Below are 15,590 nucleotides of genomic sequence, written 5' to 3' on the forward strand. Positions count from 1 at the left end.
TCATTTGTTGTGCCATCCTTGCACCCTGCTGTCACCGTGTCTTCCTCGGGGCAATCATTTGCGGATCGTCTGGTTTGACGTCCTTGGACGTGCGGTTTTTGGGCCGGTGCGGCATGATCGGCTCGGATGCGAAGCGTCGTGGGCCGCTCCACATCGATGGCGGGGCGTCGATCGCGTAGGCGAGGGCGTATGCGACTTTTTCGTAGTTGACGCGCCAGCCCCTGAAGTGGGGCCACGCTTGTTCCGCCGTCACCTCAACCGGATAGTCGACGGTCCGCATGAGCTCCACGGCCGCTTGAAAGTCCTCGAAAGTCACATCGAGTTCGGAATCGGGGTCGGGGTCTTCCTCCACAGGGATACGAATGGCCCGGGCCACTTGATTCAGGCAGGTGAACCCCATCCGAAGGACCAGCCGCGCCCGGGTGCTCGGGGCAGACCCCGGACTCAAGGAAAGCTGCAACGCGGCCGCGTCCATGACGCTGAGGAGGGAGTTGAGCCAGTTCGATTGCGGTGAAGGTGAACGGAACCATACCAACGTGAGGTATGTGCTGTGTGATTCGGCTACGTCCGCGGCCCATCGCTCCCACCGTTGGTAAAGCTCGCTGAGCTCGCTGGTGCTGGTTTGGGCGGCCATGCCAAACCGCGTGCGCACCAGGAGTTCCGGCCCCCACGAGGGTGAGCCTGCCCTCGATACCAGGAGCGTTACCTCTGCTTCACGTCTATTGAAGGCTGCATAGAGCGTTGGCAAGTAACCGATCTGCAAAGCGATGACAATCAACCCGGTATAAGCGGCGACGTAAACCAGCACCGTGTTGCCGACATTCGTTGGGGCAGCGTAGCCAAGCGTGAACATTGCGGAGCCGGCCTCGCTTGCAGCTTGCCAATAGTCACCATCGACGAATGGAAGGAGCAGGAGGCTGAACGACAGATCGAACAGGATCACCCAAAAAAGCAGGCGGACGAACAGCGACATCGGAGACTGCCAGGCAAGGATCCGATCGCGTGCTTCGTAAGAGGTGACGGGTTTTGTGATGGCAATGAAGATTTTCGCAGTGACCCTGTGGGTCAGCCGTGAAAGGTTGCTGTGCAGCGGCCGGGGAACTATCAGCGTTCCGATCACACTCATCCAGTTCAGGAGCAACCCAACCAACCCGACTGAAAAACACGCCCACACGAATACTGTCAACAGACTCTTTCGACAATGTCGGACACAACTTCAGCTATCGTCCACCGGAAAGGACGAAGCAGGTGAGGCTCGTATCATTCATTCCATCCTCGGATCTTGTCAAGGGTGATGGCTTCCGGCGACTAACCCCTCCGCTCAACCGCCGCAAGAATGGCTTCCCCGAGCTCAATCGGCCTGGTGAACTGGGGCCAGTGCCCAGTGGGCAGATCCATGAATTCGACGTCGTTGATGCGTGCGAGCTCGGCCACGAAGGGGTGGCCGGATTCGATCCATTCGCCCAGCAGGCTGGAGGGGAACTCGCACGCGATGATGGTGGCCGGGACATCGTATCGGCGCACATCGTGCAAGCGTTGTTTATCGGTGGCCACGTTCTTTGGTTCCGGGATGGCACGTGCGCGGAAGGCGGCCCGCAGTTCGTCATTGAGGTCCACGAGGTCCTCATTTTCGAAAAGCTCCCATTGGGGCAAGGGCACGGAATCTCCCTCAACCGGCAATTCGTCGTTGATGACTCCGCCCTCTCCGAGCGGGCCGCTGTCCACATACACCGCCCGGACCACGCGATCCGGGCGGGCATCGACGGCGCCGTGGATGATGGCTCCGCCGCCGGAGTGGCCCACCAGTACAACGGGATTGCCAACAGCGTCGACAGCCGCCACTACGGCGTCGATGTGATCCCTGAGGCCGATTCCGGACCGGGGGGCGTCAACGGCCTCCAGCCCAGGCAGTGTGAGCGGGTGGACTGTGTGCCCCGCAGCAACCAGCGGCGGCGTGACCTCCGACCACGAAGAAGCGTCCAACCAGAATCCGGGAACCAAGATGATGTCCATGCCGGTACCCTACGACGGGCCACCGACAGAATGAACCCTTCCGCAGCCGGTGCGCCCGCGTCCCCAACAGCTCACACTGCCGCGGTCCGTCCCGATCGAAGGAGGGGAGCGAAGAACGCGGCGAGTTCCGCCGTCGCGGTCAAGGGCAAGACGTTCGCCACGTACTGGTCCGGCCGCACCACAACCACGACGCCGTTCCGGTCAAGGCCGCGCAGTTCGAAAATGTCAGCCGAAGGGTCGGTGCCGTAGACGTTCTCGAGGTACGTGAGCTTGAACGGCCCGACCTGAGGCTTGAATGCCTCCGGCACGGCCCCGATGTCGACGCCCATGTGCTCCTGCTGATAGATCACCTTCACGTCGAACCACGCGTCACGGTCGGCGCCCGACGGCGTTGCGGCCAGCGGCGAGTCCGGCGAATTCGCGATCCACTCGGCAAAGTCCGCCACAGCTCCGGAGGAACCGGCCGGTGCGCTGTCCGCGAAGACGTAGATGCGCCACCGTCCGTCCGCCTTGGCCTGGTGGCCGAGTTGTAGCGGGTTGGTGTCGCAGACGCGAACCACCGGCGCGGACTTGAAACGCTTGCCGATGGTGAATCCCGTGGCCAGGTCTTGGTGTGTTGGCTCGGCGACGAGCGGCGAGGGGGCGTAATGGGTCATGAAGCCGGCAGGGAACTCTGCCGTTCTGACGTAGAAGTTCTCCAGCTCGGTGGGGTCCTCAAATTCCTCGGGCTTCTTCGCCATGAGCCTGGACCACTCTTTGTCGAAGTCGATGAGGTTCCTGGCAACGACTTGCCGCTCGGCCGAGTATGTGGACAGGAGGCTTTCCGGGCTGCGGCCTTCGAGCACGTGTCCGAGCTTCCAGGCCAGGTTGAAGCCGTCCTGCATGGAAACGTTCATACCCTGCCCGGCTTTGGCGCTGTGGGTGTGGCAGGCATCGCCGGTGATGAACACGCGTGGCGTGCGGGTGCCGCGCTCGTCCGGCAGGACGTCGTCGAACCGGTCGGTGAGGCGGTGGCCCACTTCGTAGACGCTGTGCCAGGCGACGTTGCGCACATCGAGCGTGTAGGGGTGGAGGATGTCGTTGGCCTTGGCGATGATCTGCTCGATCGTGGTGCTGCGCACTGCGCCCTTGGTGTTGGGGTCCACCTCGCCCAGGTCAACGTACATCCGGAAGAGGTGGCCGCCTTCGCGAGGAATCAGCAGGATGCTGCCGCCCGTGCCGGACTGGATGGCGCACTTCGTCCGGATATCCGGGAAGTCCGTGACGGCAAGGACGTCCATGACGCCCCAGGCATGGTTCGCCTGGTCGCCGGCGAGGGTGCAGCCGATCGACTCCCGCACCTTGCTCCGCGCGCCATCTGCCCCCACGACGTACTTGGCCCGGACAATGCGCTCCTGGCCTTCGTTGGGTCCGGCGGTGTGGAGAAGGGTAACCGTGACAGGGTAGTCCTCCTCACCCCTGACCTTGAGGCCGCGGAACTCGTATCCGTAATCGGGAGACATGCGGGTGGGGGAGTTCGCCATGAACTCGGCGAAGTAGTCCAGCACGCGCGCCTGGTTGACGATGAGGTGCGGGAATTCGCTGATGTCACCGGTCGGATCGTCGAGGGCGCGGGCGGTCCGGATGATGCGCGAGGGATCCGCGGGGTCCGGCTTCCAGAAGGCCATCTCGGTGATCCGGTACGCCTCGGCGATGATGCGCTCGGCGAATCCGAAGGCCTGGAAGGTCTCCACGCTTCGGGCCTGGATGCCATCGGCCTGGCCGATCGCGAGCCTCCCGGGGCGGCGCTCCACGATCCGGGTTGTGACTCCGGGGAACTGGGACAACTGCGCGGCTGCAAGCATGCCGGCTGGCCCGCTGCCCACGATGAGCACGTCGACTTCGTCGGGAAGCTCGTCCGGTCTATCGATGCCGACGCCGGCCGCCGGCTGAACTCGCGGGTCGCCGGAGACATAACCGTGGTGGTGGAACTGCATGGGCTTTCCTCACTTCATTGTGGGGTTGTTCAACTATAGAACTGTAAATTCTCTATTTGAACCCTGAATTGGATTCCAACTGTACGGCAGGGGTGACGCGGGCTACAAGGGCCAAGCCGCGGGCTCTGCCTGGGGTTGACGTCTCGAAACTCCCGGGTCATAGTTATCGTATACGATTTCGTACTCGATGAGGAGTAAATCTTGGAACAGGTCACCGACCACATCCTGGCCGCGGCCCGCAAGGTCATCGCGGTGCATATCAACTACCCCAGCCGTGCGGCCCAGCGCGGCCGTACGCCGGAGCAGCCGTCATACTTTTTGAAACCGTCGTCGTCCCTTGCGCTCAGCGGCTCAGCGGTGGAGCGCCCGGCCGGCTGCGAACTCCTCGGCTACGAGGGCGAGATCGCGCTGGTCATCGGCAAGCCTGCCCGCCGCGTAAGCATGGAGGAGGCCTGGAGCCACGTCGAGTGGGTGACCGCCAGCAACGACCTCGGCGTGTATGACCTCCGCTACGCTGACAAGGGTTCCAACCTCCGGTCCAAGGGCGGCGATGGTTTCACCCCGGTAGGTCCCGCGCTCATCCCGGCCGCCGACGTCGACCCCTCCCAATTGCGCGTCCGCGCCTGGCACAACGGCGAACTCGTCCAGGACGACACCACCGAAGAGCTCCTGTTCCCCTTTGCCCGGCTCGTGGCCGATCTCTCCCAGCTGCTCAGTCTCGAAACCGGCGACATCATCCTGACCGGCACCCCGGCCGGCGCCTCGGTCGCCCAGCCCGGCGACGTCGTCGAGGTTGAAGTGACCGCGGGTGGTTTCAGTAGCGGCCGCCTCACCACCACAGTCACGGAGGGTACGACGGCGTTCGCGGACTTCGGCGCCCGGCCCAAGGCCGATGACACCCAGCGGGAGGAGGCCTACGGTTCGCGCGAAGCGGCCGGCTTGCCGCCGCTGGAAAAACCGGCGCCGGCACTGAGCCCGGAGCTGAAGAAAAAACTCGAAAGCGTCGCGACCGCCACCTTGTCCAGCCAGTTGCGCAAGCGCGGGCTTAACAACGTGAGCATCGACGGGCTGCAGACCACCCGTCCGGACCGCCGCGTCGTCGGGCTCGCGCGGACCCTGCGTTACGTGCCCAACCGCGAGGACCTGTTCGCAACCCATGGCGGCGGTTTCAACGCGCAGAAACGGGCCATTGATTCCGTCAACGAAGGCGAAATCCTGGTCATGGAGGCCCGGGGCGAAAAGGGCACCGGGACCGTGGGCGACATCCTGGCGCTGCGTGCCCAGATGCGCGGTGCCGCGGCCATCATCACCGACGGCGGCGTGCGCGACTATTCCGCTGTGGCAGGACTGGACATGCCCACCTACTTCGCTAACCCGCACCCGGCCGTGCTGGGCCGGCGCCACATCCCGTGGGACACGGACATCACCATTGCCTGCGGCGGGGCCACGGTCCAGCCCGGGGACATCATCGTGGCCGACTCGGACGGCATCCTGGTGATCCCGCCGGCCATCGCCGGGGAACTCGTGGATGAGTGCATCGAGCAGGAGAAGGAAGAATCCTTCATCTTCGAAATGGTCAAGCAGGGCAACAGCGTGGACGGTTTGTATCCGATGAACGCTCAGTGGCGTGCCCGCTACGAGCAGTGGGAAGGAGCCCAAGGTGACTGAAACCGCCGTCGGGAGCAAGTCCGAGCAGGCGTATGCGGCCGTGAAGGGCCGCATCGTGGAGGGCACCTACACGCCGGGTTACCGGCTGGTGCTGGCGAAGATCGCCGAGGACCTGGGCGTGAGCGTGGTCCCGGTCCGGGAGGCGATCCGACGCCTGGAGGCCGAGGGGCTCGTGAAGTTCGAGCGCAACGTCGGCGCCACGGTCTCCGGAATCGACCCCACCGAGTACTTGTACACGATGCAGACCCTGAGCATCATCGAGGGGGCCGCGACGGCGTTGTCCGCACCGCTGATCGGCGCGGTGGACATTGCCCGGGCCCGTGCGGTGAACGCGGAGATGCGCGATTGCCTGGAGCATTTCGATCCCGTCCGCTTCACGGCGCTGAACCAGGATTTCCATAGCGTGCTCTTTGAGCACTGTCCCAATCCGCACATCCTGGACCTCGTGCACCGGGGCTGGAACCGGCTCGCATCGATCAGGGCCTCGACGTTCCGCTTCGTCCCCGGCCGTGCGCAGGAATCCGTCAAGGAGCACGAGGCGCTGCTTCAGCTCATTGAAGGCAACGCCGACCCCGACACCATCGAACAAGCCGCCCGCCGCCACCGCTCCGCCACCCTGGACGCGTACCTCGCACAAAGCAACGCGGGGTCACTTAGCGCCCATTAAACGGCACAACATGGGCCGTAAGTGACCCCGCGTTGGCGAAAAGTAAAGGAAGAGAAACAATGACGTTCACTGCACCAGAAACCACCACCCATTACGTCCCGAAGGACCTTCCCACCCACATCCAGCACTTCATCAACGGCAAGTTCGTTGACTCGGTGTCCGGGAAGACCTTCGACGTCCTGGACCCGGTCTCCAACGGCAACTACGCCACCGCCGCGGCCGGGCAAAAGGAAGACATCGACCTTGCCGTCGCCGCAGCCCGCGAAGCGTTCGTCAACGGTCCCTGGCCGAAGATGAAGCCGCGCGAACGCGCCCGCGTCCTGAACAGGATCGCCGACGCCGTCGAAGCCCAGGAAGAGCGCCTCGCCGAGCTCGAAACCTTCGACACCGGCCTGCCGATCACCCAGGCCAAGGGCCAGGCCCTGCGTGCGGCCGAGAACTTCCGCTTCTTCGCGGACCTGATCGTGGCCCAGTTCGACGACGCCATGAAGGTACCGGGTTCGCAGATCAACTACGTGAACCGCAAGCCGATCGGCGTCGCGGGCCTCATCACACCGTGGAACACCCCGTTCATGCTCGAGTCCTGGAAGCTCGCCCCGGCCCTGGCCACCGGCAACACCGTGGTCCTCAAGCCGGCCGAGTTCACGCCGCTATCGGCCTCGCTCTGGGCCCAGATCTTCAAGGACGCCGGCCTGCCCGACGGCGTGTTCAACCTGGTCAACGGCCTCGGCGAGGAAGCCGGCGACGCCCTCGTGAAGCACCCGGACGTGCCGCTGATCTCCTTCACCGGGGAGACCACCACGGGTCAGACGATCTTCCGCAACGCCGCTGCCAACCTCAAGGGCCTGTCCATGGAGCTGGGCGGCAAGTCACCGTGCGTCGTATTCGCCGACGCCGACCTGGACGCCGCGATCGACTCGGCATTGTTCGGGGTCTTCTCCCTCAACGGGGAACGCTGCACCGCAGGCTCGCGCATCCTCGTCGAACGCGCCATCTACGACGAGTTCTGCGAAAAGTACGCGGCCCGCGCGAAGAACATCGTCGTCGGGGACCCGCACGACCCCAAGACCCAGGTCGGCGCCCTCGTCCACCCCGAGCACTACGAAAAGGTCGCCTCGTATGTGGAGATCGGCAAGTCCGAAGGCCGGCTGCTCGCCGGCGGCGGCCGCCCGGCACACTTGCCCGCAGGCAACTACATTGCGCCGACCGTGTTCGCCGACGTCGCGCCCGACGCGCGGATCTTCCAGGAGGAGATCTTCGGCCCCGTCGTCGCGATCACCCCGTTCGAGAACGACGACGAAGCCCTCGCCCTCGCGAACAACACCAAATACGGCCTCGCGGCCTACATCTGGACCCAGAACCTGACCCGCGCCCATAACTTCGCGCAGAACGTCGAGGCCGGCATGGTGTGGCTCAACAGCCACAACGTCCGCGATCTCCGCACCCCGTTCGGCGGCGTCAAGGCTTCCGGCCTGGGCCACGAGGGCGGCTACCGCTCCATCGATTTCTACACCGACCAGCAGGCCGTGCACATCACCCTCGGCGCTGTCCACACCCCCAAATTCGGCGCCTAACCCAACTAACTCGCACTTGGTGTCGTTATGAGGCTCCAAAACGACACCTACTGCGAGTCAGTTGGGTACCCAACACCAAAGACCCCTTTCAAAGAAGAGAGAACCCCATGACCGATTTCGTCCCCACTCCTACCGTCCCGGCGCCGGATATCGTCCGCTGCGCCTACCTCGAACTCGTGGTCACGGACCTTGCCAAGTCCCGTGAGTTCTACGTTGACCTCCTGGGCCTGCACGTCACCGAGGAAGACGAAGACACCATTTACCTGCGCTCATTCGAGGAGTTCATCCACCACAACCTTGTCCTGCGCAAGGGACCGGTGGCCGCAGCGGCCGCATTCGCATACCGGGTGAAGTCCCCGTCTGAGGTGGACGCCGCCGAGGCCTACTACCGTGAACTCGGCTGCCGGGTGGAGCGCCGGAAGGATGGCTTCACCAAGGGCGTCGGCGACTCCGTCCGCGTCGAGGACCCGCTGGGCTTCCCCTACGAGTTCTTCTACGACGTGGAGCACGTCGAACGCCTCACCCAGCGCTACGACCTCTACTCGGCCGGGGAACTGGTCCGCCTGGACCACTTCAACCAGGTCACCCCCGATGTCCCCCGGGGCCGGAAGTACCTTGAGGACCTCGGCTTCCGCGTCTCCGAAGACATCAAGGATTCCGACGGCGTCACGTACGCCGCGTGGATGCACCGCAAGCAGACCGTGCACGACACCGCCCTCACCGGCGGCAACGGACCGCGCCTGCACCACATCGCGTTCTCCACGCATGAGAAGCACAACATCATCCAGATCTGCGACAAGATGGGCGCCCTGCGCATCAGCGACCGGATCGAACGCGGCCCCGGCCGGCATGGCGTCTCCAACGCCTTCTACCTGTACATCCTGGACCCGGACGGGCACCGCATCGAGATCTACACCCAGGACTACTACACCGGGGACCCGGACAACCCCACGGTCACTTGGGACGTGCACGACAACCAGCGCCGCGACTGGTGGGGCAACCCTGTGGTCCCGTCCTGGTACACCGAGGCCTCCCTCGTCCTGGACCTGGACGGCAACCCGCAGCCGGTCATCATCCGCGAGGAAAAGAGCGAAATGGCGGTCACTGTCGGTGCCGACGGCTTCTCCTACACCCGCCAGCCCGAGGACGGACCCGCCGGTGAAAAGAAGGGCTTCAAGGTCGGCTCGCAGCTCTAGGCCCACAGCCCTCAACGTATGCTGACGGCAGGATGGCCGAACGGAGTGTGGAAATGCTTGACCCGAAGACGATAGAAACCATTGCGGACGAACTGCTGGAAGCAGGCCGGTCCCGGACCCCGGTTCCGCGCCTGACTGCCCGCTACGCGGACATGACGGTGGAGGATTCCTACGCCGTGCAGCAGTTGTGGCGTCGCCGGAACGAGGACGCAGGGCGCACGCTGGTGGGTCGCAAGATCGGGCTGACGTCCAAGGCCATGCAGGCCGCCACAGGCATCACGGAACCGGACTATGGCGCGATCTTCGACGACATGGTCCTGGAGACCGGGTGCTCCGTGGCGTGGGACCAGTTCACCCACCCTCGGGTGGAGGTCGAGCTGGCGTTCGTGCTCAAGAAAGACCTCTCCGGGCCGGGCTGCACCATCTTCGACGTCCTGAACGCCACGGACTATGTGGTTCCGGCCCTGGAGATCCTGGATTCGCGGATCGAGATGGAGGGCCGGACCATCGTGGACACCATCTCGGACAACGCGGCCATGGGTGCAATGGTGGTGGGCGGACGCCCGGTCCGCCCGGACGCCGTCGACCTCCGCTGGGTCTCGGCGATCCTGTACAAGAACCAGACCGTGGAGGAAACCGGCGTCGCCGCGGGCGTCCTGGACCACCCTGCCAACGGCGTGCATTGGCTCGTTAACAAGATCGCCCCGCACGGGGACGGGCTGAAAGCCGGGGAGATCATCCTCGCCGGCTCCTTCACCCGCCCGCTGTGGGTGTACAAAGGCGATACCGTCCACGCCGACTACGGACCCTTGGGAGTTGTCACATGCCGGTTCGAGTAGAACCAGACCGCACGTTCCGCGAAGCCCTGGCCGCCGCGAACCGGCCCCTCGCCGGGATGTGGGTGTGTTCCGGCAGCCCGCTCATCGCCGAACTGTGCGCCGGGGCCGGTCTGGACTGGATCCTGATCGACGCCGAGCACAGCCCCAACGGCCTTGAATCCATCCTCGCCCAGCTCCAGGCCGTCCGCGGCTACCCCGTCCAGGCCGTGGTCCGTCCGCCGGTCAACGACACCGTGCTACTCAAGCAATACCTGGACTTGGGCGTGCAGGACCTGCTCATCCCCATGGTCAACTCGGCCGCGGAGGCGAAGGCCGCAGTCGCCGCTGTCCGCTACCCGCCGCACGGAGTCCGCGGCGTGGGCTCGGCCCTGGCGCGGGCCTCGCGCTGGAACCGGATCCCGGGCTACCTCGCCCGCGCCGCCGAGACCATCAGCGTCACGGTCCAGATCGAAACCGAGGCCGCCGTCGCTGCCGTGGAGGAGATCCTCACGGTCGACGGCGTCGACGCCATCTTCGTCGGGCCTTCCGACCTCGCCGCGTCCATGGGCCTGCTCGGCGAGCAGGAACACGCGAAGGTGCGCGCCGCCGTCGAGCACTGCCTTATTGCGGCGAAGACCGCAGGCAAGCCCGTCGGCGTCAACGCCTTCAACGAAGCTATGGCGCGTGCGTATATGGACGCCGGGGCGTCGTTCGTGCTGGTCGGCGCGGATGTCGCGCTGCTGGCGCGCGGCACGGAAGCCCTCGCGGACAAGTTCATTCCGACAGCCCCCGACGGCGGAGCGCCCTTCGGGGGGACAGGTGACACCCCGTCGAGCTACTGAACTAGGTAGGTAGTCGGTACTCTTCCGGAGCTGCTTGGACGGAGCTACATTGGATATCCCGAGGCCGCTTGGGGGCGGTCGAGGAGGGGGTCGTCCGCAACTTCAATGGAGCATGCCGTGGTCCCGCAACCAGATTTCAATCCTCAACAAACCGCAGCCGTTGCCCACCCGCCGGTTGCGAGGCGTTCAGCCCCCGTGGAGTACGATCTTCGGGCGGTTTACGTCCCGCAGTCCGGGCTGTTCCTGGATGATGAGGGGCGCGAATTCTTCGTCACGGCGGTGGAATTCTGGGAACACGCGACGGTAGTCAGCCTGTGCTGGAAACGCAGGCCCGTGGCGGGGCAGGGAAGTCCGCCCTTGGTTGCCACGGATGAGCACGACCGGGTGCTTGGCGTGAAGCGCATCTGGAACGTTGGTGCGCGATCGATCCAACATTTTGAACCGATTTCAACGTCGGCTCGCGCGCTGACAGTGCTCATCGCCAGGAAAACAGGAACACAGGAACTGTTTAGCTGCAGGACGCCTCCGGCAAAGAAAGAATGAGGACGCTAGGCCTAGCCGGGCCGTCGGATCCGGCGGGTGGCCTTGCGGATGTGGTCCGGCGTGAGACCGGTCAGCGATGCAAGTTCGATGTCGTCGCAGGCCCGGCTGCGGAGGGCCATGGCGATCAGTGCCTCCCTGCGCTCCTCGATGCGTCCCCTGTGTTCTTCGGCCGTGTGGAGATCAGCACTCTTGGCCTTCAAAGCTTCGAGATGGGCGCTGCGCGAAAGGCCGCTCGGATGAAGGTCACCATAGGCTAGCCCGATGGTCCGGACGGCACGCATGTTCTCCCGGGTCACGGCGGAGATGGTCGCCACGCTGAGCCCATCTTCAAGGGCCTGGGCGATCATCTCGTTGCGGGCAGCGGTCAGGGCCCTGATGGCGCTTGTTGCTTGAGATAAGAGTTGTTTATGGGCCGCGAGCGACTGGATGAGCTTGTCGTGTTCACTAGTGGCCGGTGCACGGTCCTCACGCGCCACTGGCGCCTTGCCCCGGTAGGTGTACCTGCCGGTGGCTGACGGGCCCCGAAAGGAGCCGTATAGGGCTGGCATTGGATCCCTTTCGAATGCTTCGCTGACTCTTCTGGTCTATGAAATCTAGGCGGCATTCGCAGAGCCGCGGAAATACCAATACCGCGTGAACCCATAAGGAAAGTGCATGGAAACTAACCCGTATGGTCACGCGGTCATAAGGGTCTCTTATTGATCCACGCACATTAGGTCTTATCCACGGCGCCCGGCAATGCCTAGTCTCGAAATTGGGGATTCGACACCCGAATCCTGAGTTTCACGATTCTGGAGAAGACAATGTCCGACTACCTGCCGGCGTCGAGGGTCACACGCATCAAGTCCTCAGCAAGCGTTGCGGCCGCCGCCCGCGTCCGCGAACTACGAGCCGAAGGCATCCCGATCATCGACCTGACCGTCGGCGAGCCGGACTTCGACACCCCCGACCACATCAAGGCGGCCGCTATCGAAGCGATCAACGCCGGCGAGACCAAATACACCTCGGTGACTGGAACGCCCGAGCTGCAGACCGCCATCCTCCGCCGGATTGAAAGCCACACCGGCGTGCACTACGCAGCGAACCACCTGACCATCGGCGGCGGTGCCAAGCAAGTCCTCTACGTTGCCCTCATGGCATCGCTCAACGAGGGCGATGAGGTCATCGTCCCGGCACCGTACTGGGTGTCCTACCCGGACATGGTCCTCGCCAACGACGGCACGCCCGTAATCGTCGCCTGCGGAGAAGACACCGGCTTCAAGCTCACGCCGGGCGCCCTGAAGGAAGCCATCACGCCCAAGACCAAGTGGCTTATCCTCAACGCTCCGTCCAACCCGACGGGAGCCGTCTACTCACGTGAAGAACTGCGGGCGCTTGGCGCCGTGCTTGAGGAATTCCCGCACGTCTACATCCTCACCGACGAAATCTACGACGAAATCCACTTCGGCGACGGCCGGGTAACGAGCCTCGTTACGGCGGTTCCTTCCCTGCGGGACCGCATCCTGCTGGTCAACGGTGTCTCCAAGGCGTACGCCATGACCGGTTGGCGCCTTGGTTACGGCGTGGGTCCGGTGCCTTTGATCGCCGCCATGAACAAGCTGCAGTCGCAGACGTCCTCCTGCCCGTCGTCGGTCAGCCAGGCAGCCGCGGCAGCCGCGCTGAACGGTGACCAGTCGTTCGTCCGGGACAGCGTGGAGGTGTACCGCAAGCGCCGGGACGTCGCGGTCGAAGGCCTCAACGCCATTGACGGACTGTCTGTCGCGCCGGCCGACGGTGCCTTCTATGCGTACGTGAACTGCAGCGGCGTCATCGGCAAAACCGCTCCGGACGGCACCGTCATCGAAAACGACCAGGACTTCACGCTGTACCTCCTCAACGCGGCCTCGGTTGCCGTCATCCAGGGCTCCGCGTATGGCCTTGGCCCGTACTTCCGTATCTCCTTCGCCACATCGCTGGAGACCATCAACGCCGGCGTGGACTCGATCCGCAAGGCAGTCAGCGCCCTCAACTAAGCCCTCCGGGCACCCCGGAAGCCAGCCAAGAGAAAGATTCAGGAAATGATCCACGTAAAGACCAAATTCCAGAGGCCGGACGCCGACGTCGTCAGCCGCCTTGCGGCGTTCTCCTCCGCGACCATCCACGAAGCCCAGGGCCGCAGGGGCGCCCTGAGTTCCAAGATCAAGCCTATCGACCGCTCCATGTCGTTCTGCGGCCCGGCCGTGACAGTGGCCTGTGCCCCGCAGGACAACCTCATGCTGCAGGTCGCCATCCACTACGCCCAGGCAGGTGACGTGGTCCTGGTCGGCGCGCAGGAATTTTCCGACGCCGGAACCTTCGGCGACGTCTTGGGCAATGCCATGAAAGCCAAGGGCATTGCGGCGATGGTGACGGATTCCGGCGTGCGGGACACCCAGGACCTCATCGAACTCGGCCTCCCGGTGTTCTCGGGCAGCGTGTGCATCAAGGGAACGGTCAAGGAAACCCTCGGGCCGATCAACCACCCGCTCGTCTTCGGCGATGAGATCGTCTACCCCGGCGATATCCTCCGCGGTGACGCTGACGGCGTCGTGGTAGTGCGCCGTGAGGAAGCGGAAGAAGTCATTGCGCTCTCGCAGGCCCGCGACGATGCCGAACGCGAGCTCATCAAGGCCTACCACGCCGGGAGCACCACCATCGAGTTGTGCGGGCTGACGGAGAAGCTGAAGGCCAAGGGGCTTCTGGTCGAAGACTGATCTTCCAGCTCGGGCCGGCCACCGAATACGGTGGCCGGCCTTTTGCGCGCCTTTCCGGGCACGAAGAAGGCGCCTTGCCGGGGGCAAGGCGCCTTCTTAGCCGAGTCAGTCCAGCCCGGAGTATCCTGGCCGGGCATCGACCAGATACCATTCGATGCTGTGTCCGGCGTGGGCCGGCATGAGGCTTCCTTCGAAGACAAAGAGAGGTTCGCCCACCCCACCCACGGGACGCCAGAAACCGTTCCTTGGGCAGTGGAATCCCGTCCGTGCACTGATCGCTCCGAGGGTTGGATTCGAAACCCACCGGGTCTGGCTGATCTTTTTCACCGATGTTCCTTTGATTGGGTTCACGGAATCCGTGAGCCGCTTCGAATTACTTGCTAATTCGATAATAGGAAACAAAAGCGCCGGTGAATAAGACCAAAGACGTCTGTCCGGATAAGGCGATGTTATGGATCAAGCCTCGGATGGATCGGCCGCGTATTTGCTGATCAACTGTTGCTGCAGCATCTCCTTGACCAGGATGAGCACGGCAGAGGCGGCCTCGGACAGCGGCTCATGGTCCGGGGTGCACAGGGCAATCTTGCTCTGCAGGGCCGGTTCGACGATCCGCAACACCTTGAAGTTCTCATCAGGGAAAAGCGCATCAGCGGCGGACTTTGGAAGGACGGTGGCCCCGAGGTTTGCGCGGATGAGCCGAACCAGCGACGGAACCGATTCCACTTCGCCTACGAGCCGCAGGGGCAATCCTTGGTCGGCCAGTCCCTTCTCGATGATCTGGCGCAGGGTGTGGTTCTTTTCGGGGAGGAAGAGTCCGAGGCTGCTGGCCTCTTCAAGCGTGACCGTTGTTCGCCCATGGGCCACGTCGACGTCTTCATTGGTCACCAAGTGCAGGTCTTCCACAATCATCGTGGTGAACTGCACTCCGCGGATCTTCCCTGGTTCATAGATCAACGCCATGTCGAGGCGGCCGTTCTTGATCGCCTCGCTCAATACGCCGCCGAAAATCTCCGTCAGGTGCACCACAATGTCCGGGTAACGCCGGCCGACCTCGCGGATAATCTGCGGCGTCAGGCTGGAGGCCATGCTGTACGGTGCGATCGCGATGGACACCCTGCCGGACGGCGCGGCCCCGGACGTCGCTACATCCTGCCGCGCTTGTTCGACGAGCCGCAGGATGGTCTGGGCGTGGCGATAGAGGGTGTGTCCCGCGGCGGTCGGCTCGACTCCTTGCTTGCTGCGGATCAGCAGGCGTTGCTTCAAGTCGCTTTCCAGCGCCGAAACCTGCTGGCTGAGGGCAGGCTGGGCGACGTGGAGCGCGGCGGCGGCCTTGGTGATGCTCCCCGAATCGACGATCTTTACAAAGTATGAGAGCTTCCGCGTGTCCATGGGTCTGCCTTCCTCTGGGCCCTCAATCGGGGCCTGGATGCCATAAGGAAATTCTATGTAGGCACACACAATCCGTCTTTGTGTGACCTGTCTCTCAACGGCTAATTTGAGATCCACATCCCCGTGGTGGCGTTTCCCAATCCTTACCGGAAGTTCGTTGACTCCCCATCAA

General features: G+C 63.9%; 15 protein-coding genes. 9 read left to right on the forward strand and 6 right to left on the reverse strand.

Annotation, left to right across the window (positions count from 1 at the left end; all coding sequences use genetic code 11):
- Positions 1-31: 31 nt before the first annotated feature.
- From AB0323_RS21170 to AB0323_RS21180, 3 genes are all read right to left on the reverse strand, one after another.
- Positions 32-1,126: a hypothetical protein gene (locus AB0323_RS21170; protein WP_366179089.1), complete on the reverse strand. Its 1,095-nt coding sequence runs from the start codon at positions 1,124-1,126 to the stop codon at positions 32-34.
- 182 nt (positions 1,127-1,308) lie between these two features.
- A complete protein-coding gene (locus tag AB0323_RS21175; RefSeq protein WP_366179090.1) occupies positions 1,309-2,013 on the reverse strand; it encodes an alpha/beta hydrolase in 705 nt (234 codons plus the stop codon).
- Positions 2,014-2,084: 71 nt separating this feature from the next.
- Positions 2,085-3,989 (reverse strand): FAD-binding monooxygenase, encoded by a 1,905-nt coding sequence (locus AB0323_RS21180; protein ID WP_366179091.1) that lies wholly within the window; start codon positions 3,987-3,989, stop codon positions 2,085-2,087.
- Between the two features lie 201 nt (positions 3,990-4,190).
- Between AB0323_RS21180 and AB0323_RS21185 the strand changes: the two genes are divergently transcribed.
- From AB0323_RS21185 to AB0323_RS21215, 7 genes are all read left to right on the forward strand, one after another.
- Complete coding sequence (locus tag AB0323_RS21185) at positions 4,191-5,657, forward strand: fumarylacetoacetate hydrolase family protein (RefSeq protein WP_366179092.1); 1,467 nt, start codon at positions 4,191-4,193, stop codon at positions 5,655-5,657.
- On the forward strand, positions 5,650-6,324 hold the full coding sequence (locus tag AB0323_RS21190) for a GntR family transcriptional regulator (RefSeq protein WP_366179093.1): 675 nt from the start codon (positions 5,650-5,652) through the stop codon (positions 6,322-6,324). The genes AB0323_RS21185 and AB0323_RS21190 overlap by 8 nt, the downstream gene beginning before the upstream one ends.
- Before the next feature lie 59 nt (positions 6,325-6,383).
- Positions 6,384-7,898, forward strand: coding sequence for a 5-carboxymethyl-2-hydroxymuconate semialdehyde dehydrogenase (hpaE, locus tag AB0323_RS21195; RefSeq protein ID WP_366179094.1), 1,515 nt, complete (start codon positions 6,384-6,386; stop codon positions 7,896-7,898).
- A gap of 107 nt (positions 7,899-8,005) precedes the next feature.
- The gene (gene hpaD, locus AB0323_RS21200) at positions 8,006-9,094 is read left to right on the forward strand and encodes a 3,4-dihydroxyphenylacetate 2,3-dioxygenase (RefSeq protein ID WP_366179095.1); all 1,089 of its coding nucleotides are present in this window, start codon (positions 8,006-8,008) and stop codon (positions 9,092-9,094) included.
- A 53-nt stretch (positions 9,095-9,147) separates the two neighbouring features.
- Positions 9,148-9,933 carry a 2-oxo-hept-4-ene-1,7-dioate hydratase gene (gene hpaH, locus AB0323_RS21205; RefSeq protein ID WP_366179096.1) on the forward strand — a complete coding sequence of 262 codons (786 nt, stop codon included), beginning with the start codon at positions 9,148-9,150 and terminating at the stop codon, positions 9,931-9,933.
- The gene (locus AB0323_RS21210; RefSeq protein ID WP_366179097.1) at positions 9,918-10,754 is read left to right on the forward strand and encodes an HpcH/HpaI aldolase/citrate lyase family protein; all 837 of its coding nucleotides are present in this window, start codon (positions 9,918-9,920) and stop codon (positions 10,752-10,754) included. The genes hpaH and AB0323_RS21210 overlap by 16 nt, the downstream gene beginning before the upstream one ends.
- A gap of 117 nt (positions 10,755-10,871) precedes the next feature.
- Positions 10,872-11,297 (forward strand): hypothetical protein, encoded by a 426-nt coding sequence (locus tag AB0323_RS21215; RefSeq protein WP_366179098.1) that lies wholly within the window; start codon positions 10,872-10,874, stop codon positions 11,295-11,297.
- An 11-nt stretch (positions 11,298-11,308) separates the two neighbouring features.
- On the opposite strand, the gene AB0323_RS21220 is transcribed toward AB0323_RS21215, so the two are convergent.
- The gene (locus AB0323_RS21220) at positions 11,309-11,845 is read right to left on the reverse strand and encodes a hypothetical protein (protein ID WP_366179099.1); all 537 of its coding nucleotides are present in this window, start codon (positions 11,843-11,845) and stop codon (positions 11,309-11,311) included.
- Positions 11,846-12,100: 255 nt separating this feature from the next.
- Here AB0323_RS21220 and AB0323_RS21225 point away from each other — a divergent pair, with 255 nt between their 5' ends.
- The gene (locus AB0323_RS21225; protein WP_366179100.1) at positions 12,101-13,309 is read left to right on the forward strand and encodes an aspartate transaminase; all 1,209 of its coding nucleotides are present in this window, start codon (positions 12,101-12,103) and stop codon (positions 13,307-13,309) included.
- A 45-nt stretch (positions 13,310-13,354) separates the two neighbouring features.
- Positions 13,355-14,029, forward strand: coding sequence for a 4-carboxy-4-hydroxy-2-oxoadipate aldolase/oxaloacetate decarboxylase (locus AB0323_RS21230; protein ID WP_366179101.1), 675 nt, complete (start codon positions 13,355-13,357; stop codon positions 14,027-14,029).
- Between the two features lie 105 nt (positions 14,030-14,134).
- Here the strand turns inward: AB0323_RS21230 and AB0323_RS21235 are convergent, their stop codons facing one another.
- Both AB0323_RS21235 and AB0323_RS21240 read right to left on the reverse strand, forming a co-directional pair.
- A complete protein-coding gene (locus AB0323_RS21235; RefSeq protein WP_366179102.1) occupies positions 14,135-14,356 on the reverse strand; it encodes a hypothetical protein in 222 nt (73 codons plus the stop codon).
- A 129-nt stretch (positions 14,357-14,485) separates the two neighbouring features.
- Entirely contained in the window at positions 14,486-15,418 is a 933-nt protein-coding gene (locus AB0323_RS21240; RefSeq protein WP_366179103.1) for a LysR substrate-binding domain-containing protein, read from the reverse strand.
- Positions 15,419-15,590 lie beyond the last annotated feature (172 nt).

This window comes from Arthrobacter sp. NPDC080031, from assembly GCF_040702485.1.
GTDB lineage: Bacteria > Actinomycetota > Actinomycetes > Actinomycetales > Micrococcaceae > Arthrobacter.

Excerpts from the sequence above, each read along its gene's own strand:
- AB0323_RS21170 (WP_366179089.1), bottom strand. The coding sequence starts at position 1,126 with ATGAGTGTGATCGGAACGCTGATAGTTCCCCGGCCGCTGCACAGCAAC.
- AB0323_RS21175 (WP_366179090.1), bottom strand. The coding sequence starts at position 2,013 with ATGGACATCATCTTGGTTCCCGGATTCTGGTTGGACGCTTCTTCGTGG.
- AB0323_RS21180 (WP_366179091.1), bottom strand. The coding sequence starts at position 3,989 with ATGCAGTTCCACCACCACGGTTATGTCTCCGGCGACCCGCGAGTTCAG.
- hpaE (WP_366179094.1), top strand. The coding sequence starts at position 6,384 with ATGACGTTCACTGCACCAGAAACCACCACCCATTACGTCCCGAAGGAC.
- hpaD (WP_366179095.1), top strand. The coding sequence starts at position 8,006 with ATGACCGATTTCGTCCCCACTCCTACCGTCCCGGCGCCGGATATCGTC.
- hpaH (WP_366179096.1), top strand. The coding sequence starts at position 9,148 with ATGCTTGACCCGAAGACGATAGAAACCATTGCGGACGAACTGCTGGAA.
- AB0323_RS21210 (WP_366179097.1), top strand. The coding sequence starts at position 9,918 with ATGCCGGTTCGAGTAGAACCAGACCGCACGTTCCGCGAAGCCCTGGCC.
- AB0323_RS21220 (WP_366179099.1), bottom strand. The coding sequence starts at position 11,845 with ATGCCAGCCCTATACGGCTCCTTTCGGGGCCCGTCAGCCACCGGCAGG.
- AB0323_RS21225 (WP_366179100.1), top strand. The coding sequence starts at position 12,101 with ATGTCCGACTACCTGCCGGCGTCGAGGGTCACACGCATCAAGTCCTCA.
- AB0323_RS21230 (WP_366179101.1), top strand. The coding sequence starts at position 13,355 with ATGATCCACGTAAAGACCAAATTCCAGAGGCCGGACGCCGACGTCGTC.
- AB0323_RS21240 (WP_366179103.1), bottom strand. The coding sequence starts at position 15,418 with ATGGACACGCGGAAGCTCTCATACTTTGTAAAGATCGTCGATTCGGGG.